This window comes from Actinosynnema sp. NPDC023794, assembly GCF_040639675.1.
Lineage (GTDB): Bacteria > Actinomycetota > Actinomycetes > Mycobacteriales > Pseudonocardiaceae > Actinosynnema > Actinosynnema luteola.
The window spans coordinates 72,655-91,648 of sequence record NZ_JBFAFR010000014.1 but is presented as its reverse complement, the minus strand read 5'-3'; the positions used below and the strand labels follow the sequence as shown (position 1 = coordinate 91,648).

The following is an 18,994-nucleotide window of genomic DNA, read 5'->3' as shown; positions in this document are numbered from 1 at the left end:
GGCCGGTTACCGTGTCGGACGTGCCCGACTTCGCCCTCGGCCTGGCCGCGCTCGGCCGCCCCGCCTACATCAACCTCGGCCGCGAGCACGCGCTGCCCGAACACCGGGACGTGGACGCCATGCGCGCCCAGTGCCACGCCGTCCTGGACGCCGCCTACGAGGCAGGCGTGCGACGGGTCGACGCGGCCCGCTCCTACGGCCGCGCGGAGGAGTTCCTGGCCGAGTGGCTGGCCGCGCGCGGCCACCAGGACGTGCAGGTGTCGAGCAAGTGGGGTTACGCCTACGTCGCCGACTGGCGGCGGGACGCGGACACGCACGAGGTGAAGGAGCACTCGGTCGAGCGCTTCACCCGGCAGTGGCGGGAGACCGAGGACCTGCTCGGCGCGCACGTCGGCCTCTACGACGTGCACTCGCTGACCTCCGACAGCCCGCTGTTCGGCGACCCGGACCTGCTCCTCGCCCTGGGCGGCCTGCGCGACTCGGGCGTCCGCGTCGGCTTCTCCACCTCCGGACCGCACCAGGCCGAGACGATCCGCCGCGCGTTGGAGCTCACCGTCGAGGGACGGCGGCTGTTCGACAGCGTCCAATCCACCTGGAACGTCCTGGAAACCTCGGTGGGACCGGCGCTGGCGTTCGCCAAGGAGTCCGGCGCGGAGGTGTTCGTCAAGGAGGGCGTGGCCAACGGCAGGCTCGCCGTCGACCCGCCGCCACGCGTGCGCGACCTGGCCGACGAGCACGGCGTCGGCCCGGACGCCATCGCGTTGGCCGCCGTGCGCGCGCAACCGTGGGCCGACGTCGTGCTCTCGGGCGCGGCGAGCCCGGACCAGCTGCGCGCCAACCTCGAGGCGCGGGGCGTCGACCTGGCGCCGGACGAGCTCGCGGACTGCGCCGAGCCGGCCGAGCGGTACTGGGCTACTCGGGCGTCGCTGGCTTGGGGGTGAGCCTGACGGCGCCCGAGTCGAGGTCCACCGGCCCGCGGGGCGGCGCGCCCGCCTCCTCGTCCTCGCCCAGCATCAACGTCACCTGGCGCTGTTCCAGTTCGACGTGCTTGCTGCCGTGGAACAGGGTGGTGAACTCGTCCATCGCGGTCGCGGACACGACCGGGTGACCCTTGCGCCGGCGAACCCACTTCCACAGCCGCTCGCCGGAAGCGAGGCCGAGCAGCAGCAGGGCGAGGCCGGGAATCGACATCGCGAACATCATGCCCATCTGAACCACTCCCGGATCAGGGCCCGACCGTCCGGCACGACCGGCCACCCGGGGTCTTCCACCAACGCCCGCACCTCGTTCGACTCCATCCAGCCGCCCCACGCCACTTCCTCCGGCTGATGGACGAACGGCCCGTCGCTGCGCACGTCGTAAACGTGCGCGACGTAGCGAATGGTTCCGTCCACGAACGGCGTCTTGAACCGGAACTCCGGCGTCGCCGTGATCCCCAGCTCCTCGGCCAACTCCCGCACCGCGCACTCGTCCGGCGTCTCACCCGCCGCGACGACACCGCCGCACGTCGGGTCGTACAGCCCGGGGAAGACGTCCTTGGTGTCGGTGCGCCGGTGCACGTACAGCCGGGTCCCGTCGAGAGAACGCACGACGATCACCGCACACGCGTGCCACAGGCCTTCCGCGCGCATCCGAGCGCGCGTCGCCGTGCCGATGGGCGTGCCGTCCGTGTCCACCACTACTACGTGCTCCACGCCAACATCCTCCCCAGGTAGCACCGGGTCGTGCTACCTCGGGCCGACGCCTGCCGACGCCTCCGGTTCCTAACGTCGTGGCGTTCGCGTCACGAGGAGGAGTTGTGCCCACATCCCTGCGGCTCGCGGTCGCCGAGTTCCGCAACCGGCCCGGTCGCGCCGCGCTGCCCGGCGTCGCCCTGGTGGTCGGCGTCGCCTGCCTGCTGGCTGCCCTGATGCTCAGCGACGCGATGGTGCGAGCCACGAACGACGGCGCGCCCACCGTGCCCGCCGGTGTCGACCTGGTGGTCCGCCCGCCGCTCTACTCGGACGCGGTTCTCGACCAGGCGACCGCCGATCGGGTGGCGCAGGTCCCCGGCGTGACGGTGGCGCAACCGATCCGCGAGGTCCGCGCCGACCTGCTGCTCGAGGACGGCCGGGCGGGCGACCGGCGCGCCACCGCCGACATCGAGCCGGACCGCGACGACCTGCACCGCGTGCCGATCCTGGAGGGCCGCTCACCCGGCTCGGACGGCGAGATCGCGGTCGACCGGGTCACCGCCTACGAGCACGGCCTCAAGCCGGGCGCCTCCGTGCGAGTGGCCGACGCGGCGGGCAAGCCGCTGGACGTCGTCGTCCGCGGCATCACCAAGCGCGGCTCGCTCGGCGAGGAGCCGATGATCGTGGTCGGCGAGGGCCTGGCCGCCAAGCTCGGCGGCGAACCCCGGGTCGAGGCGATCTACGTGGTCGGCGGCGACCGCGACGCCGTCGCGCGGGCCGTCGGCGAGGGCTTCCCGGTGGACACCAGGGCGGCGATCGCCGCGGAGCCGCCGAACAACGACCTGGCGGCCGTGCTGCTGCCGTTCAGCATCCTGGCGCTGGCCACGTCCGTCTTCGTCGCCTCCGCCACCTACCGCGCCGTCTACGCGCAACGCCAGCGGCACACCGCGCTGCTGCGCTGCCTCGGCGCGCACCGGGGCCCGCTCGTGTGGGCGAACCTCTTCGAAGCGCTGCTCACCGGCGCGGTCGCGGGCGTCGTCGGCGCGGTGCTCGGCGGGTCGGTGGCCTGGCTGCTGGCGAGGCTGTTCGACGCCACCGGCCTGTCCTCGCTGCTCGGCGCGGTCGAGCTGAGCCCGCCGCTGCTGCCGACGGTCGGCCAGCTGGTCATCGGCGTCGTCACGGCGGCCACGCTCAGCGCGTTCGCCGCGGTCCGGCCCGCGCTGGCCGCCGCGCGGATCTCGCCGCTCGCGGCACTGCGGACGTCCGAAGGCCAGACGCCCGACCAGGCCGTGGTGCGCCGCCGGCGGATCTTCGGCGTCGTCCTCGTCGTCACCGCGGCGGCCATGGCGGCGCTGGCGGTCCTCGCGAGCGGCTCGCTGGCGGCGATCTTCCTGGTCCTGTTCTCCGGCATCACCGCCGTGTTCGGCCTGTTCGGCGTGCTCGGACCGGTGGTCGTGCCCGCGCTCGGCCGGATCTTCGGCACGGTCGCGAGCCGCTTCGGCGGCGCGCAGTGGAAGCTGGCCGCCGCCGAGGTGCGCCGGGTGCCGCAGCGGTCCGCGTCGGTGGCGATGCCGCTGCTCCTGGCCGCCGCCATGGTCACGTTCTTCGCCGTCACGGTGGGTTCGGCGCAACGCATGGAGGACGAGTTCAGCAACGAGCCGCGGCCCGACGCCGTGGTCGCCGACTCCGGTGGACGCGCGCTCGCCGGCGGTGTCGGCGCGGCGGCCAACCGGCCGGAAGCGGCGACCGCGGTCGTGCTGCACGGTGTCGTCACCGAGCAGCGCGACGCCGAGGGCCACACGGTCCCGACCCAGCTCGTCGGCGCCGACCCCGAGCGCCTGCGCGAGTGGCTGACCAGGCAGAACGTCAACGCCAAGGACTTCGCGCCCGGCGCCGTCCTGCTCGACGAGTGGTACGCCGAGCGGTTCGGCGCGCAGGTCGGCAGGCCGTTCACGGTCGAAGGGCTGCCCGGCGGGCCGCGCACGGCCACGGTCGTCGGCACGTTCGCCGGCTCGCTGCTCGACGGCGCCGACGTGGTGCTGGCCGAACCGGGCCTGGCGCCCGCCACCAAGGTGCTGGTGGCGTTCGGACCGGGCGCGGACCCGGCCGCCTACGAGGCCGGCGTGCGGGCGGCGCTTGCCGACTCGCCCACCGTTCTGGTGAAGACCAAGGCCGAGACGGACGCGCAGAACCAGCGCTACCTCGACCTGGGGATCGTGATGCTGATGGTGCTGCTGGGGCTGTCCGTCGCGGTCGCGGTGACCGGCATCGGGACCGCGTTGACGATCTCCGTGCAGGAACGGCGCAAGGAGTTGGCGCTGCGACGCGCGCTCGGCGTGACCAAGGGTGGCCTGCAGGGTGGCGTGGTGGCCGAAGCGGTGCTGTTGGCGCTGGTGGGCGTGCTGGGCGGGGGCGTGTTCGGCCTCGTCTACGCGGAGCTGACGCTGGCCGCGGTCGGCGTGTTCGTGTGGCCCACGGCGGCGGCGCTCCCGCTGCTGGTCGGCGGCGCGGGCGTGGTGGTCCTGGCGGTGCTCGCGGCGTTCGGTCCCGCCCGCGGCGCGTCCCGGATCAGGCCCGCCGCGGGGCTCGCGGCCGGCTGAAACGTGACCTGGGTCCGGGCGGTGTGTCGGTGGAAGGTCGTAGTCTGCGTACATGCGGCGGATCATGGGAACCGAAGTCGAGTACGGCATCTCGGTGCCGGGTGACGCGACGGCGAACCCGGTGCTCACCTCGACACAGGTCGTGCTGGCCTACGCGGCGGCCGCCGACATACCGCGGGCGCGCCGGGCGCGCTGGGACTACGAGGTCGAATCGCCGCTGCGCGACGCGCGCGGCTTCGACCTCGGCACGCCCGGCGGCCACCCGGGCGACAGCGACGTCGAGGACCTGGGCGCGGCCAACGTCATCCTCACCAACGGCGCGCGGCTGTACGTCGACCACGCGCACCCGGAGTACTCCGCGCCCGAGGTCACCAACGCGCGCGACGCGGTGATCTGGGACAAGGCGGGGGAGCGGGTGATGGAGGAGGCCGCGATGCGCGCGGCCACCGTCCCCGGCCAGCCCCGGCTGCAGCTCTACAAGAACAACGTGGACGGCAAGGGCGCCAGCTACGGCACCCACGAGAACTACCTGATGCAGCGCAGCACGCCGTTCACCGCGGTGATCGCCGGGCTCACGCCGTTCTTCGCGTCCCGCCAGGTCGTGGTCGGCTCCGGCCGCGTCGGCCTCGGCGCGGCGGGCGAGGAGGCGGGCTACCAGCTGTCCCAGCGCTCCGACTACATCGAGGTCGAGGTCGGCCTGGAGACCACGCTCAAGCGCGGCATCATCAACACCCGCGACGAGCCGCACGCCGACGCGGACAAGTACCGCCGGCTGCACGTCATCATCGGCGACGCGAACCTCGCCGAGTACTCCACCTACATCAAGTGCGGTTCCACCTCGCTCGTGCTCGACATGATCGAGGCGGGGCGCCGGTTCGACGACCTGCGGTTGCAGGAGCCGGTCCGGGCGGTGCACCAGATCAGCCACGACCCGACCCTCAAGGTGAAGGTCGAGCTGGCGAGCGGGCGCAAGTTCACCGGATTGGACCTGCAGTTCGCCTACTACGAGCGCGCCGCCGCGTTCATCGAGCAGGAGGGCTACGGCGACCGGGACGTGCTGCGCGTGTGGGGCGAGGTGCTCGACGCGCTGGCCCGCGACCCGCAGGAGTGCGCCGACCGCCTCGACTGGGTGGCGAAGCTGCGGTTGCTCGAAGGCTATCGCGCCCGGGACGGCCTGGCCTGGGGCTCGCCCCGGCTGTCGCTGGTCGACCTGCAGTACTCCGACGTGCGGCTGGACAAGGGCCTCTACAACCGGCTGGTGGCCCGGGGCTCGATGAAACGCCTGGTCAGCGAAGAGGAGGTGCGGGCGGCCATCCTCTCGCCGCCCGAGGACACCCGCGCCTACTTCCGCGGTCGCTGCCTGGAGCGCTACCCCACTTCGGTGGCCGCCGCGTCGTGGGATTCGGTGATCTTCGACCTCGGTCGTGAATCACTGGTCCGCATCCCCACCCTGGAGCCGCTGCGCGGCACGAAAGCGCACGTCGGAGCCCTGCTGGAGGCCTCCGACACGGCCGAGCAACTGGTGGAGGCGCTCACCCGGGGCTGATCAACAAACCCGAGTGGCAGGCGCAGGATGTCGTACCTGGTGGGTAGTGTTTAACTCGCAGGACCCGAAGACCGGGAGGTCGACATGGCCCAGGAACAGGTTCAGCGCCAAGGCGGCGGTGACGGCGACGAGAACGGCGACGGCGCGGCCGGCGCCGGCCAGGAACGCCGGGAGAAGCTCGGCGAGGACGTCGACGCCATCCTCGACGAGATCGACGACGTGCTCGAGGAGAACGCCGAGGACTTCGTCCGCGCGTACGTGCAAAAGGGCGGCGAGTAGGAAGCCGCCGGCGGGACAGGAGAGAAACCCACACATGGACCACAGCTCGACCGGGCACTACCCGGCCGCGTCGTTGCCCCCGGCCTACCTCAGGCCGGGGTCGTCGTCGTTCACCGATTTCCTCCGCGCCCAGGCCCCCGAACTGCTGCCGTCGAGCCGCACCCTGCCCGAGGGCAGCGCGGTGCAGGCTCCGCACGGCACGACCATCGTCGCCCTCACGTTCAAGGGCGGCGTGGTGATCGCGGGCGACCGGCGCGCCACGATGGGCAACGTGATCGCCCAGCGCGACATGAAGAAGGTGTTCATCACCGACGACCACTCGGCGGTGGGTATCGCCGGCACGGCGGGCATCGCGGTCGAGATCGTCCGGCTCTACGCGGTCGAGCTCCGGCACTACGAGAAGATCGAGGGCGTCTCGCTGTCGTTGGACGGCAAGGCGAACCGGCTCTCCGCGATGATCAAGGGCAACCTCGACGCCGCGCTCGCGGGCCTGGCGGTCGTGCCGCTGTTCGCGGGCTTCGACGTGGACGCGCCCGACCCGGACCGCGCGGGCCGCATCATCTCCTACGACGTGACCGGCGGGCGGTACGAGGAGTCGCAGGGCTACCAGGCCGTCGGCTCGGGCTCGCTGTTCGCGAAGTCGGCGATGAAGAAGCTCTACGACCCCGACGCGGACGCCGAGGCCGCCACCAGGACCGCGATCGAGGCCCTGTACGACGCGGCGGACGACGACTCGGGCACCGGCGGCCCGGACGTGATCCGCAAGATCTACCCGGTCGTCGTGACGATCACCGCCGAGGGCGCGGCCCACCTGTCCGACGCGGACACCGCCACGTTGGCCGAGTCGGTCGTCGAGGGCCGCAAGGCCAGGCCGGCGGGCTGAGCGCCGTGTCGACCCCCATCCCCACCCGCATCCGCCGAGCCCGGGAGCCGCAGCAGTGACGATGCCGTTGTACGCCTCACCCGAGCAGATCCTCCGCGACCGCGCGGAGTACGCCCGGAAGGGCATCGCCCGAGGCCGGAGCGTCGTCGTGCTCCGGTACGCCGACGGCGTGCTGTTCGTGGCGGAGAACCCGTCCGCGACCCTGCACAAGGTGTCGGAGATCTACGACCGCATCGCGTTCGCCGCGGTCGGCCGCTACAGCGAGTTCGAGAACCTGCGCCAGGCGGGCATCCGGTTCGCCGACATCCGCGGGTACCAGAACGACCCGCGCGACGTGACGGGCCGCTCGCTGGCGAACGTCTACGCCCAGACGCTGGGCTCGATCTTCGCCGAGCAGATCAAGCCGCTCGAGGTCGAGCTCTGCGTGGCCGAGGTGGGCACCGACCCCGAGCAGGACACGCTGTACCGCCTGACCTACGACGGCTCGATCTTCGAAGAGCCGCAGTACGCCGTCATGGGTGGCCAAGCCGAGGCGACGGGCACCGCCCTCAAGGACGCCTACACCGAGGCGCAGCCGCTGGCCGACGCCGTGCGCACCGCGGTGAAGGCCCTCAGCGCCGGCAGCACCACCACCGGCAACGGCAAGCCCGACCTCCTCGACCGGGGCAAGCTGGAGGTCGCGGTCCTGGAACGTGCCCGGCCGCGTCGGGCGTTCCGCCGCATCACGGGCGCCGCGCTGGCGGCCCTGCTGCCCGGCGACGACCCGGCGCCGAGCGAGGCCGAGGCTCCGCCCGCCAAGGGCGGCAAGAAGAAGCCGGTGACGGACGTGAACCTCCCGCCGAACGACGACAAGCCGTAGGTTCCGCACCCGACCGCGAAGGCCCCCGACCAGACGTCGGGGGCCTTCGTCGCGCCTACAGGAAGATCTTGACCAGCTGGTCGCGCCCCTCGGGGTCGCGCAGCACCACCTGGTTGCCCGCGCGCAGCTCCGAGTCGACGAACTCGTAGATCAGCAACGCCCGGTTGACCAGGTCGACCTTCTTGAGCCCGGTCCGGTCCTGCAACTTGCCCAACGCCTCGACCGCCTCCGCGATGAGCGCGACGTTGACGCGGTCCACCACGACAGGCTTGTCCGACGTGACCCGCTCGACCGACGACATGGCGCACCTCGCTCCTCGTTCGCTCTGCCCAGCATTGCACTTCCGGTGCCGATTCGCCACAGAATCAGTGGGAAATGTGTGGACATCTCGAGGTCGGGGTGGCACGATCCGATGTGCGTGCTCACGTGGTGCCCGAACGCGGGGTGCGGCGGGTGGTGCTCGGGGGGCAATGCCCGCCGCTCCGTCCCCGGACCCTCGACCCCTTTCACCCACCTGGGTGGACAGGGGTGAGGGGTGAAGAAAGGCGCCTCGCATGAGTATCGCAACGCCGGCTCCGGACACACCCGGAGCCGACAACCCGGCGGGCTGGGGCGACCCGACCCGCCAAGCGCGAGTGCGCGTGGAGAAGTCGGGTCTCAAGGTTGAAGTGGCCGTGCCCTCCAGCCAAGCGCCCCGCCTCCTGCACGCGGCTGTGCTCGCACTGGTCATGAGCGGGGTGATCCTCGGCCCCGTGCTCACGCTCAGGGCGGTCCCGGTGGACTTCCCGGTGTGGGCGACCGTCGGTTTGGTCGCCGGTCAGATCGGCCTGTTCGGGCTGGTCGCGATGGTCGCGCGACGGGCCGCCGGGTCCGGAGAGAGGGCGCGGCGGCACGGCTGACGCGAAAGGGGCACTCGTCGTGAGTGCCCCTTCCGCGTGTCAGGCGCGGGCCAGGGGCGACGGCAGCTCGGCGAAGTCCTCGGTGCGTTCCAAGCCCGTGAGCACGGCGAGCAGGTCGGCGGGTGGCGCGGTCAGCTTGCGCGTGTCCAGGTCCAGCCAACCGGCGGTGGTCACGATGGTGGCGGCGGTGCGGCCGTCGGCCCTGATCACCTTGTTGTGCAGGCGGAACCGCGCGCCGTCCGACGCGAGGCCGGCCAGGCGCAGTTCCACCACGATCGGGTCGAGCAGGCGCATCTCGGCGCGGTACCGGATGTCGTCGCCGTGGGAGACCGGCCCGAGCCGGCGGGCGGCGAACTCGGCGACCGGGAAGCCCGTCGAGGCGAAGTACTGCATCCGGTTGTCCTCGGCCGCGTCGAGGTACGCGGTGGTGCGCATGTGGCCGTTCTGGTCGACGTCGGGCCAGCGCACGTGGGTGGTGCTGGTGAAGGGCATGCGTCGAGTATGCGCAACCCCACCGGCACCACCCGGCCGACCTACGCGATGGCCTTGGCCAGCAACCGTCCCGTGCGCTCACGCACCGACGGCGTGTCCAACCCGCGCACCACCACGGTGGTCCGCCGCCGCAGCACGTCGTCCACCTCGGTCGCCCACTCGTACCGCTGCGCGTGCGCCACCTGCGCCCAGATGTCCGGCCCGTCCGGGTGCACCCGGTCCAGCAGCGACGGGTCGTCCGACGCCAGCGCCAGCACCTCGTGGCTCACCGTGCCGTAGTGCGTGGCCAGGTGCCGGAGCACGTCGTCGGGCACCGACGGCAGCTCGCGGCCCAGCTGCGCGCTCACCCGGTCGGGCAGGGCCGCGCCCGGCAACGCGGACGGCACGCCGTCGAACGCGTGCGACAGGTCCCGTCCCAAAGCCTCGCCGACGCGTGCCAGCACCGACGCGCCGATGCGCCGGAACGTGGTCCACTTGCCGCCCGCCACGCTGATCATCCCGCCACGACCGCGGGTGATCACGGTCTCGCGCTTGGCGTGGCTGGTGTCGCCGGACCCGCCGGGCAGCACGCGCAGCCCGGCGAACGCGTACGCGATCCGCGACCGGTCCAGCGCCGACCCGACGATGCCGACCGACGCCTCACCGAGGATCTGGTCGACGTCGGCCGGGGAGCACCGCACGTCGGCCGGGTCGCCCTCGTAGGGCTCGTCGGTCGTGCCCAGCAGGAGCTGCCCCTCCCACGGGATGGCGAACGACACCCGCACGTCGTCCACCGGGATGGTCATCGCCGCACGCCACGGCTCATCCGTCTTCAGCACGAGGTGCGCGCCCTTGGACAGGCGGATGCTCGGCGAGGCCGCCGCGTCCTCCATCCGCCGCACCGAGTCCAGCCACGGCCCGGTCGCGTTGACCACCACCGACGCGTCCACCCCGAACGCGCCGCCGTCCACCTTGTCGCGCAGCTCGACACCGGTCACCAGCCCGCCGCGCTTGCGCAGACCCGTCACCTCGACGTGGTTCAGCAGCACGGCCCCGGCCTCGGCCGCCGCACGCGCCGCCGTGATGGCCACGCGCGCGTCGTTCATCTGGTGGTCGTAGTACAGCGCCGCGCCGCGCAGGCCCTCGGTCCGCAGGTGGGGCACGTGCTCGACGGCCCGCCGCGCCGACAGCACCTTGCCGACGCCGTCGCCGAACCCGGACAGCGCCGAGTAGAGCACCACGCCCGCGCCGAGCACCGACCGCGAGTGCGGCCCGCCCCGGTACACCGGCACCAGGAACGGCAGCGGCCGGACCAGGTGCGGCGCCAGGTGGTCGCCCAGCGCGCGCCGCTCGGCGTGGTTCTCCCGCACCATCGGCACCGCGCCCGGACCCATCGCCAGGTACCGCAGGCCGCCGTGCACGAGCTTGGACGAGGCGCTGGACGTGGCGCCCGCGAAGTCGCCCGCCTCCACCAGCGCCACCCGCAGGCCCGACCGGGCCGCCGCCCACGTGGTGGCGATGCCCAGCGCGCCGCCGCCGATCACGACCAGGTCGAAGGCGCCGTGTCCCAGCGCCTCGCGCGCCTTGGCCCGTTGCTCACTCATCGTTGTCGTCCTCGTCAATCCAGCCGACGGTCCGCTCGACCGCCTTCTTCCACTTGCGGTAGCCCTTGTCGCGGGTCTTCGCGTCCATGGTCGGCAGCCACTCGGCGGCCTTGTGCCAGTTCTCGCGCAGGCTCTCGGTGTCCGACCAGTAGCCGACCGCGAGGCCCGCCGCGTAGGCCGCGCCCAGGCACGTGGTCTCGGCGACGATGGGCCGCACCACGGGCACGTCCAGCACGTCGGACAGGAAGCCCATGAGCAGGTTGTTGGCCGTCATGCCGCCGTCGACCTTCAACGCGACCAGTTCCACGCCCGAGTCGGCGTTCATCGCGTCCACGACCTCCCGGGTCTGCCACGCGGTGGCCTCCAGCACCGCGCGGGCGATGTGGCCCTTGTCGATGTAGCCGGTGAGGCCCGCGATGATGCCGCGCGCGTCGGACCGCCAGTGCGGCGCGAACAGGCCGGAGAACGCGGGCACGAAGTACGCGCCGCCGTTGTCCTGCACCGACCGGGCCAGCGTCTCGATCTCCGGCGCGCTTCCGATCAGCCCCATCTTGTCCCGGAACCACTGCACCAACGCGCCGGTGACCGCGATCGCGCCTTCCAGCGCGTACGCGGCCGGCTGGTCGCCGATCTTGTAGCCGACCGTGGTCAGCAGGCCGTTCTCCGACACCACCGGCTTGTCACCGGTGTTGACCAGCAGGAAGCTGCCGGTGCCGTAGGTGCACTTGCCCTCGCCGGGCGAGTAGCAGGTCTGGCCGAACAGCGCCGCCTGCTGGTCGCCGAGCGCGGACGCCACGGGCACGCCCTCCAGCGTGCCGGTCGCGGTGCCGTAGACCTCGGCGGACGAGCGGATCTCCGGCAGCATCGCCTTGGGCACGCCGATCGCGTCGACCAGCTCGTCGTCCCAGTCCAGCGTCGCCAGGTTCATCAGCATGGTGCGGCTGGCGTTGGTGACGTCGGTGACGTGGCGGCCGGTGAGCTTCCAGATCAGCCAGGTGTCCATGGTGCCGAACAGCACCTCGCCGGCCTCGGCGCGGGCGCGCAGGCCGTCGACGTGGTCGAGCAGCCAGCGGACCTTGGGCCCGGAGAAGTAGGTGGCCAGCGGCAGGCCGCACTTGTCGCGGAACCGGTTCTGGTCGCCGAGCTCCTTGACCAGCTGGTCGGTGCGGGTGTCCTGCCAGACGATCGCGTTGTGCACGGGCTTGCCGGTGTTCTTGTCCCACACCAGCGTGGTCTCGCGCTGGTTGGTGATGCCGACGGCGGCCAGGTCGTGCACGGTCAGCGACGCCTTCTGCAGCGCGCCGTGCACGACGTCGAGCACGTTGGCCCAGATCTCCTCGGCGTCGTGCTCGACCCAGCCGGGCTTGGGGAAGATCTGCCGGTGCTCCTTCTGCGCCACGGACACGATCGCGCCGCCGTGGTCGAAGACGATGCAGCGTGAGGAGGTCGTGCCCTGGTCGATGGCTGCGATGTAGGTGCTCACGGTGGGACGCTCCTCAGTAGACGGCGATGTCGACGAGCCCGGCCAATGCTCCGCCGATCAGGGGACCGACGACGGGGACCCAGGCGTATCCCCAGTCCGATCCACCCTTTCCGGGGATCGGCAGGACGGCGTGCGCGAGGCGGGGCCCGAGGTCGCGCGCGGGGTTGATGGCGTAGCCGGTGGGCCCCCCGAGGGACATGCCGATGCCGACGACCAGCAGGGCGACGATCAGGACGCCGGTGCCGGAGGTCTCCAGGCCCTTGGTCTGGCCGGTCGCCAGGATGACGAACACCAGCACGAACGTGGCGATGACCTCGGTGGTCAGGTTCTGCGCGCGGTGGCGGACCTCGGGGCCGGTGGCGAAGACGCCGAGCACGTCGCCGGTGTTGGCGCGGAACTGGCCGAGGTAGGCGAGGTAGCACAGGACGGCGCCGGTGAACGCGCCGAGGAACTGGGCGAGCAGGTAGAGCGGGACGGTGCTCCAGTCGCCGTTGTGGATGGCCAGGCCGACGGTGACGGCCGGGTTGAGGTGCGCGCCGGACAGCGGCGCGACCGCGTAGGCGCCGGCGAGGACCGCGAAGCCCCAGCCGAACGTGATCACCGCCCATCCCGCGCCGTTCGACTTCGACTTCGCCAACACCACGCCCGCGACGACGCCGTTGCCGAGCAGCAACAGCAGTGCGGTGCCGAGGAACTCACCGATGAAGATCGACTGGTTGGTCATCCACGCGCCCTCTCTGGCCTGAATGCCGTTCGACAATGTCGTACGGTGCGCGTGAATCCTGTGCCGACGCTCACAAGATGTCAACCCTTCCGGAACGCCCGCGTTACCAGGGGATGGCGCCGAGCTCGCGCGAGATGGACCGCGCGGCCTCGCGCACGTAGGACACGAGGTCCGTGCGCGGCCGCTTCTTCTCGTCGCACAGCCGCTCGACGGGACCGGAGATCCCGACCGCGCCCACGGTCACCAGCCGCCGGTCCCGGATGGGCGCGGCCAGCGACACCTCGCCCTCGACCAGCTCCTCGACCTCGGACGCCCAGCCACGGCTCCTGACCTGCTCCAACGTCTCGCCCAGCCGGTCGAGGTCGGTGATCGTGGCGGCGGTGTAGGCCTTCAGGGGCTCGTCGTCGGCGAGGCCGAGCCCGACCGGGTCGTCGGCGAGCAGGACCTTGCCCAGCGCGCTGGCGTGCGAGGGGAGCAGCGCGCCGACCTCGAGGACCTGGCGGGAGTTGTCCGGGCGGAAGACGTGGTGCACGACCAGGACCTGGTTCTCGTGCAAGGTGCCGATGCGGACGCTCTCCATGCTGCGCGAGGCCAGCGAGTCCGACCAGTTCAGCGCGCGGGTGCGCAGCTCGTTGCCGTCGAGGTAGCTGCTGCCGATGTGGAACAGCGCCGCGCCGAGCTGGTACTTGCCCGTGTCCGGCGACTGCTCGACGAACCCGACCAGCTGCAACGTGCGGAGGATGCCGTGCACGGTCGGTTTGGGCAGGTCGAGGGCCCGGGCGAGCTCCGCCACCCCCATCCGCCGCGCACCGCTGGCCAGCAGCCGCAACACCGCGGCTGCCCGTTCGATGGACTGGATGGGACCGGGCACGCGATCACTCTAGCGCGATGTCGTTCGACCATGTCGAACTACGTGGTGCGTCGGTCGGGGTCCGCCGACCGCGTTGCCGGCGAGCGCCTCGCGGGGGTCACCCGACCGGGCTGGACCGATGGCCGCACTGGGCCGTTCGGCGCAAACTCGCCGGGGACGTGCCCTTGGAGAGGAGTCGACATGAAGATCCGAGTGCTCGCCGCGGTCGGTGCGGTGGTCGCCGCCGTGCTGACGCCCGCGACCGCGAGCGCCGAGCCGATGACGGTGGTGGCCCAGGGCCTGGACAACCCCCGCGGCCTGGCGTTCGCACCGGACGGTGCGCTGTACGTCGCCGAGGCCGGCCGGGGCGGGGCCGGGCCGTGCTTCCCCGGTCCGGAAGGCCAGGACGTCTGCTTCGGCGACTCCGGGGCCGTCACCAGGGTCGCCGAGGGCACGCAGCACCGGGTGATCACCGGTCTGCCGTCGATCGCCGCGGCGGACGGTTCCGGCGCGATCGGCCCGAGCGACGTGGACCCGCGTGGTGTCGGCGGGCTGTACTTCACCGTCGGGCTGGGCGCCGACCCCGCCCTGCGCGACGTGCTCCCGCCACTGGCGCGCGACGCGTCCGCCTGGCTGCTGCGCGGGCACGACGGCCGCTGGGAGCAGGTGGCCGACATCGGCGCGCACGAGGCGCGGGCGAACCCGGACGGCGGTCCGGTGGACACCAACCCGACCTCGCTGACGGCCGCGCCCGGCGGCCGGGCCGTGGTCGACGCGGGCGGCAACTCGCTGCTGCTCGCCCACCAGCACGGGATCTCGACGCTCGCGGTCTTCGACACCAGGACGATCGGCGGTCAGCCGGTGCAGTCCGTGCCGACCTCGGTGGCACGCGGCCGGGACAACGCCCTCTACGTCGGCGAACTCACCGGTTTCCCGTTCCCGCCCGGCCAGGCGCGCGTGCACCGCGTGGCCCCGGGACGCGGGCCCGCGGTCTTCGCCGAGGGGTTCACCAACATCATCGACATCGCCTTCGACAGCCGGGGCAGGCTCTACGTGCTGGAGATCGCGCACCACGGGCTGACCTCGGGCGACCCGACCGGCGCGCTGATCCGGGTCGCCCACGACGGCGCGCGCACCACCGTCGCGTCGGCCGGGCTTGTCATGCCCGGCGGCCTGGCGATCCGCGGCGGCGCGGCCTACGTCTCCAACTGCGGCGTGTGCGCCGGGGGCGGCACCGTCGTCCGCATCCCGCTGAGCTGACCGGTCGAACCCGTGGCTAGAGGTCCAACGACCAGGTCTGCGCCTCCACGTCACGCCCGAACAGGCGCTCCGGCGTGCTCTTGTCGATCGTGAACCCGACCTTCTCGTAGATGTGCCGCGACGCCGCCAGCCCCGCCACCGTCCACAGCTCCATCCGCTCGTACCCGGCACGGCGGGCGAAGCGGAGGCACTCGTCGACCAGCCGCGCGCCGATGCCCAGACCCCGCGCGGCGGGTTCGACGAGCAGCAGGCGGAGCTTGGCGGTGCGGTCGTCTACCCGCGTGCAGAAGATCGAGCCGACCGGTTCGCCGTCGACCTCGGCGATCCACGCCGCCTCGTGGTCGGGGGAGTGGTGCTCCCCGTACTCGCTCACGACCCGCGCCACCAAGGCCTCGAAGGTCTGGTCGAAGCCGCACTCCTCCGCGTACCGGACCCCGTGCCGGTTGACCACCCACCCGAGGTCGCCCGGGCGCAACGGCCGCAGCAGGTAGGACCGGGGCGTGCCGGTGAGCATGCGTTCGATCCTCCGCATCGACGCCACCAGGTCGACCCGGTGCGACGGCGGCACGCGGTCCAGCAGCGCGGCGATCTCGGCGTCGGACCGGGCGTTCAGGTCGGCGAACACGGACTCGCCGCGCGGCGTGAGGGCGACGACGTGGCGGCGCGAGTCGCGCTCGGACACCGTGCGGGCGACCAAGCCGTCACGGTCGAAGCCGGTCAGGATGCGGCTGAGGTAGCCCGCGTCCAGCGACAGCGCCGTCCGGAGGTCGGCCGCCTCGCGCGGGCCCGCGGCCAGCTCGAACAGCACCCGCACCTCGGTCAGCGAGTACGGCGAGGCCAGGTAGCCGCGGTCGAGCACCCCGATCACGCCGGTGTAGAAGCGGTTGAACGCGCGGACGTCCGCGACCGTCATCGTTGACTCCCTCAACAGAAACGTTGACGGAGTCAACTTTATCCCTGTGGTCGGTAGACGGCCAGGGCCGCGGGCCGGGAGCGGAACTCGAACGTCGAGCCCGTGGGGCCGACCTCGCCGTCCGTCGCGATCGCCACCGCGCCGTCGAGCAGCCGCACGTCCAGCCACCGCGTCTCCAGGTGCCCGTAGGTCCGGCTGCGGTGCAGGGAGCCGAGCAGCGCGCCGAGGAAGAACCGCGCCCGCGAGAACCGGGTGTCGGCGCGGATGTACCGGACGTCCATCAGCCCCGCGTCCAGGGCGGGTCTCATGGTCGGCGCGAAGCCCTTCGGCCGGTACGGGCCGTTGCCGACGAACAGCATCCACACCAGCCGCCGCTCGCCGTTCAGCTCCACCCGCATCGGTCGCGACGTGCGCAGCACCCGGGCCAGCGCGATCGCCGCGGCCGGCCACTTGCCCCACTTGTCCTGCAACTGCTCACGCAGCCGCACCATGTCGGGGTAGCCGCCGAGGCTCGCGGTGTTGACGAACCAGCGCGGCCCGGCGCCGTCGACGGTCACCGCCGCGAGGTCCACCAGCACGCCGTCGCCGTCCGTGACCGCCCGCGCGGTGTCGTCCAGGCCCTGAACGCCCACGTCACGCGCGAAGTGGTTCAACGTCCCGGACGGCACCAGGACCAGCGGCAGCCGGTGCGCCGCGGCCAGGGCGGCGACCGCGGCCACCGACCCGTCGCCACCCGCCACCCCCAGTGCCTGCGGAGCGTGGTCGGTGATCACCGTGTCGAGATCCTCGATTCCCACGATCGTGGCTTTCGGCCATTCCCGCAGGATCTCGTCCGTCGGATCGCCCGCGCCCAGGCCGGCGCTCGGGTTCACCACGACCGCGAGGCCCTCGCCGTCGACCAGGGCAGCCAACGCCCGGTGCTCGCGCGCCGACGCGGGCTCGGTCCGCCCCAACGGCCACCAACGCCTGGTCAGCAGGGCCGCGCCGACCCCGATCGCGGCGCCGGCGGCCACATCGGACGGCCAGTGCACGCCGGTGTGCACCCGCGAGTAGGCCACCGCCGCCGCGACCGGCGCGATCGCCGTCGCCAGCGCGGGCGACTCCATCGCCACCGCCGTGGTGAACGCCGCCGCCGACGCCGCGTGCCCGGACGGGAACGACGACGACGTGGGGCGCTTCGTCAGCCGCCGGGGCACGTGGAGCAGGTCGGCGGCGGGCCGGCGGCGCGGGAACAGGCGTTTCGCGATCAGGCTCGCGCTGAAGCTCGCGCCGCCGATCGCGGCCACGCCGCGCAACCCCGCACGCCGCGTCACCCCTTTGCGCACCGCCAGCACGCCCGCGACCGCGAGCCACAACACGCTGTGGTTGGCGGCGCGCGACAATCGCTTCATGCCCTCGTCGACAGGCGAGGCGCGCAGCTCGCCGGTTCGGCTCATCAGGGCCAGGTCCAGGCGGTTCACTCGTCGGAGCACACAAGAACGTTATCCGCGAAATCGGCGCGACGCCCGATTGGATCACTGAGGAAAGCTCCGAATGCGCCTACTGTTGAGGGATGCAGCGGCGGATCTTCGGCATTGAGACTGAGTTCGGGGTGACCTGCACCTTCCACGGGCAGCGCAGGCTGTCCCCGGATGAGGTCGCGCGTTATCTGTTCCGCCGGGTCGTCTCGTGGGGACGCTCGTCGAACGTCTTCCTGCGCAACGGCTCTCGGCTCTACCTGGACGTGGGCTCGCACCCCGAGTACGCGACGGCGGAATGCGACGACCTCGCCCAGCTCGTCACGCATGACAAGGCTGGTGAGCGGATCCTCGAAGACCTGCTCGTCGACGCCGAGCGCAGGCTCGCCGACGAGGGCATCGGGGGAGACATCTTCCTGTTCAAGAACAACACCGACTCCGCGGGCAACTCCTACGGTTGCCACGAGAACTACCTGGTCGCGCGGGCGGGGGAGTTCTCCCGCATCGCCGACGTCCTGCTGCCGTTCCTGGTGACCAGGCAGCTCATCTGCGGCGCGGGCAAGGTGCTCCAGACGCCGCGCGGAGCGGTCTACTGCCTCTCGCAGCGGGCCGAGCACATCTGGGAGGGCGTGTCCAGCGCCACCACCCGGTCCCGTCCGATCATCAACACCCGCGACGAGCCGCACGCCGACGCCGAGCGCTACCGCAGGCTCCACGTCATCGTCGGCGACTCGAACATGTCCGAGGTGACCACGCTGCTCAAGGTGGGCAGCGCCAACCTGGTGCTCGAGATGATCGAGCAGGGCGTCCAGTTCCGCGACTTCAGCCTGGACAACCCGATCCGCGCGATCCGCGAGATCAGCCACGACCTGACCGGCAGGCGCACCGTGCGGCTGGCGGGCGGCAAGGAGGCCTCGGCGCTGGACATCCAGCGCGAGTACTACGAGCGCGCGGTGGAGCACGTGGCCAAGCGCGCGCCGGACCCCATGGCCGAGCGGGTGCTGGAGCTGTGGGGCCGCACGTTGGACGCGGTCGCGTCGGAGGACCTGTCCAAGATCGACCGCGAGATCGACTGGGCCATCAAGTACCGGCTGATGGAGCGCTACCAGGCCAAGCACGACATGGACCTGTCCAACCCGCGCATCGCCCAGCTCGACCTCGCCTACCACGACATCCGGCGCGGCCGGGGCATCTTCGACCTGCTCCAGCGCAAGGACCAGGTGGAGCGGGTGACCGACGACGGCGAGATCGAGGCCGCCAAGGACACCCCGCCGCAGACCACGCGGGCCAAGCTGCGCGGTGACTTCATCGCCGCCGCGCAGGCCGCGGGGCGCGACTTCACCGTCGACTGGGTGCACCTGAAGCTCAACGACCAGGCGCAGCGCACCGTGCTGTGCAAGGACCCGTTCCGCGCCGTGGACGAGCGCGTGGAGCGGCTGATCTCCTCGCTCTAGCCGGGCGGGGCACGACGGGGACGACCCCGGGCCACGTGG

General features: G+C 72.2%; 19 protein-coding genes. 9 read left to right on the top strand and 10 right to left on the bottom strand.

The features are described 5' to 3' along the window. The first annotated feature begins 20 nt into the window (after nt 1–20). Nucleotides 21–941, top strand: coding sequence for an aldo/keto reductase (locus AB0H12_RS26190; RefSeq protein WP_499626155.1), 921 nt, complete (start codon nt 21–23; stop codon nt 939–941). Here AB0H12_RS26190 and AB0H12_RS26185 read toward each other — a convergent pair. Together AB0H12_RS26185 and AB0H12_RS26180 are read right to left on the bottom strand one after the other, a co-directional pair. Continuing rightward, nucleotides 913–1,191 (bottom strand): DUF6191 domain-containing protein, encoded by a 279-nt coding sequence (locus AB0H12_RS26185; RefSeq protein ID WP_499626153.1) that lies wholly within the window; start codon nt 1,189–1,191, stop codon nt 913–915. The genes AB0H12_RS26190 and AB0H12_RS26185 overlap by 29 nt on opposite strands. A gap of 8 nt (nt 1,192–1,199) precedes the next feature. Further along, a complete protein-coding gene (locus AB0H12_RS26180; RefSeq protein WP_499626152.1) occupies nt 1,200–1,694 on the bottom strand; it encodes an NUDIX hydrolase in 495 nt (164 codons plus the stop codon). Nucleotides 1,695–1,798: 104 nt separating this feature from the next. Here AB0H12_RS26180 and AB0H12_RS26175 point away from each other — a divergent pair, with 104 nt between their 5' ends. From AB0H12_RS26175 to prcA, 5 genes are all read left to right on the top strand, one after another. Then, the gene (locus AB0H12_RS26175; RefSeq protein WP_499626150.1) at nt 1,799–4,273 is read left to right on the top strand and encodes an FtsX-like permease family protein; all 2,475 of its coding nucleotides are present in this window, start codon (nt 1,799–1,801) and stop codon (nt 4,271–4,273) included. A 52-nt stretch (nt 4,274–4,325) separates the two neighbouring features. Beyond that, nucleotides 4,326–5,819, top strand: coding sequence for a depupylase/deamidase Dop (gene dop, locus AB0H12_RS26170; protein ID WP_230565758.1), 1,494 nt, complete (start codon nt 4,326–4,328; stop codon nt 5,817–5,819). Nucleotides 5,820–5,903: 84 nt separating this feature from the next. Further along, nucleotides 5,904–6,098, top strand: a complete 195-nt coding sequence (locus tag AB0H12_RS26165; RefSeq protein ID WP_053716644.1) for a ubiquitin-like protein Pup — start codon at nt 5,904–5,906, stop codon at nt 6,096–6,098. A gap of 34 nt (nt 6,099–6,132) precedes the next feature. Further along, nucleotides 6,133–6,981 carry a proteasome subunit beta gene (gene prcB, locus AB0H12_RS26160; protein WP_230565759.1) on the top strand — a complete coding sequence of 283 codons (849 nt, stop codon included), beginning with the start codon at nt 6,133–6,135 and terminating at the stop codon, nt 6,979–6,981. A 55-nt stretch (nt 6,982–7,036) separates the two neighbouring features. Further along, the gene (gene prcA / locus AB0H12_RS26155) at nt 7,037–7,840 is read left to right on the top strand and encodes a proteasome subunit alpha (RefSeq protein WP_499626147.1); all 804 of its coding nucleotides are present in this window, start codon (nt 7,037–7,039) and stop codon (nt 7,838–7,840) included. 55 nt (nt 7,841–7,895) lie between these two features. On the opposite strand, the gene AB0H12_RS26150 is transcribed toward prcA, so the two are convergent. Beyond that, nucleotides 7,896–8,141, bottom strand: coding sequence for a hypothetical protein (locus tag AB0H12_RS26150; protein ID WP_499626145.1), 246 nt, complete (start codon nt 8,139–8,141; stop codon nt 7,896–7,898). 253 nt (nt 8,142–8,394) lie between these two features. On the opposite strand from AB0H12_RS26150, the gene AB0H12_RS26145 reads away from it, so the two are divergent. Further along, nucleotides 8,395–8,739 carry a hypothetical protein gene (locus tag AB0H12_RS26145; RefSeq protein ID WP_499626143.1) on the top strand — a complete coding sequence of 115 codons (345 nt, stop codon included), beginning with the start codon at nt 8,395–8,397 and terminating at the stop codon, nt 8,737–8,739. 39 nt (nt 8,740–8,778) lie between these two features. Here AB0H12_RS26145 and AB0H12_RS26140 read toward each other — a convergent pair whose 3' ends face one another. The 5 genes from AB0H12_RS26140 to AB0H12_RS26120 form a co-directional block, all read right to left on the bottom strand. Next, nucleotides 8,779–9,231: an acyl-CoA thioesterase gene (locus AB0H12_RS26140; protein WP_499626141.1), complete on the bottom strand. Its 453-nt coding sequence runs from the start codon at nt 9,229–9,231 to the stop codon at nt 8,779–8,781. 41 nt (nt 9,232–9,272) lie between these two features. Next, nucleotides 9,273–10,814: a glycerol-3-phosphate dehydrogenase/oxidase gene (locus AB0H12_RS26135; protein WP_499626139.1), complete on the bottom strand. Its 1,542-nt coding sequence runs from the start codon at nt 10,812–10,814 to the stop codon at nt 9,273–9,275. Continuing rightward, nucleotides 10,807–12,297 carry a glycerol kinase GlpK gene (glpK, locus tag AB0H12_RS26130; protein ID WP_499626137.1) on the bottom strand — a complete coding sequence of 497 codons (1,491 nt, stop codon included), beginning with the start codon at nt 12,295–12,297 and terminating at the stop codon, nt 10,807–10,809. The genes AB0H12_RS26135 and glpK overlap by 8 nt, the downstream gene beginning before the upstream one ends. 13 nt (nt 12,298–12,310) lie before the next feature. Next, complete coding sequence (locus tag AB0H12_RS26125; RefSeq protein WP_230565766.1) at nt 12,311–13,021, bottom strand: MIP/aquaporin family protein; 711 nt, start codon at nt 13,019–13,021, stop codon at nt 12,311–12,313. Nucleotides 13,022–13,124: 103 nt separating this feature from the next. Next, nucleotides 13,125–13,892, bottom strand: coding sequence for an IclR family transcriptional regulator (locus AB0H12_RS26120; RefSeq protein WP_499626134.1), 768 nt, complete (start codon nt 13,890–13,892; stop codon nt 13,125–13,127). A 180-nt stretch (nt 13,893–14,072) separates the two neighbouring features. Between AB0H12_RS26120 and AB0H12_RS26115 the strand changes: the two genes are divergently transcribed. Next, nucleotides 14,073–15,131, top strand: a complete 1,059-nt coding sequence (locus AB0H12_RS26115; RefSeq protein ID WP_499626133.1) for a ScyD/ScyE family protein — start codon at nt 14,073–14,075, stop codon at nt 15,129–15,131. A gap of 16 nt (nt 15,132–15,147) precedes the next feature. Here AB0H12_RS26115 and AB0H12_RS26110 read toward each other — a convergent pair whose 3' ends face one another. Together AB0H12_RS26110 and AB0H12_RS26105 are read right to left on the bottom strand one after the other, a co-directional pair. Then, the gene (locus tag AB0H12_RS26110; protein WP_499626131.1) at nt 15,148–16,044 is read right to left on the bottom strand and encodes a bifunctional helix-turn-helix transcriptional regulator/GNAT family N-acetyltransferase; all 897 of its coding nucleotides are present in this window, start codon (nt 16,042–16,044) and stop codon (nt 15,148–15,150) included. A gap of 38 nt (nt 16,045–16,082) precedes the next feature. Then, on the bottom strand, nt 16,083–17,516 hold the full coding sequence (locus tag AB0H12_RS26105; RefSeq protein WP_499626129.1) for a bifunctional phosphatase PAP2/diacylglycerol kinase family protein: 1,434 nt from the start codon (nt 17,514–17,516) through the stop codon (nt 16,083–16,085). Between the two features lie 80 nt (nt 17,517–17,596). Between AB0H12_RS26105 and pafA the strand changes: the two genes are divergently transcribed. Continuing rightward, the gene (gene pafA, locus AB0H12_RS26100) at nt 17,597–18,955 is read left to right on the top strand and encodes a Pup--protein ligase (protein WP_053716655.1); all 1,359 of its coding nucleotides are present in this window, start codon (nt 17,597–17,599) and stop codon (nt 18,953–18,955) included. The last annotated feature ends 39 nt before the right edge of the window (nt 18,956–18,994 follow it).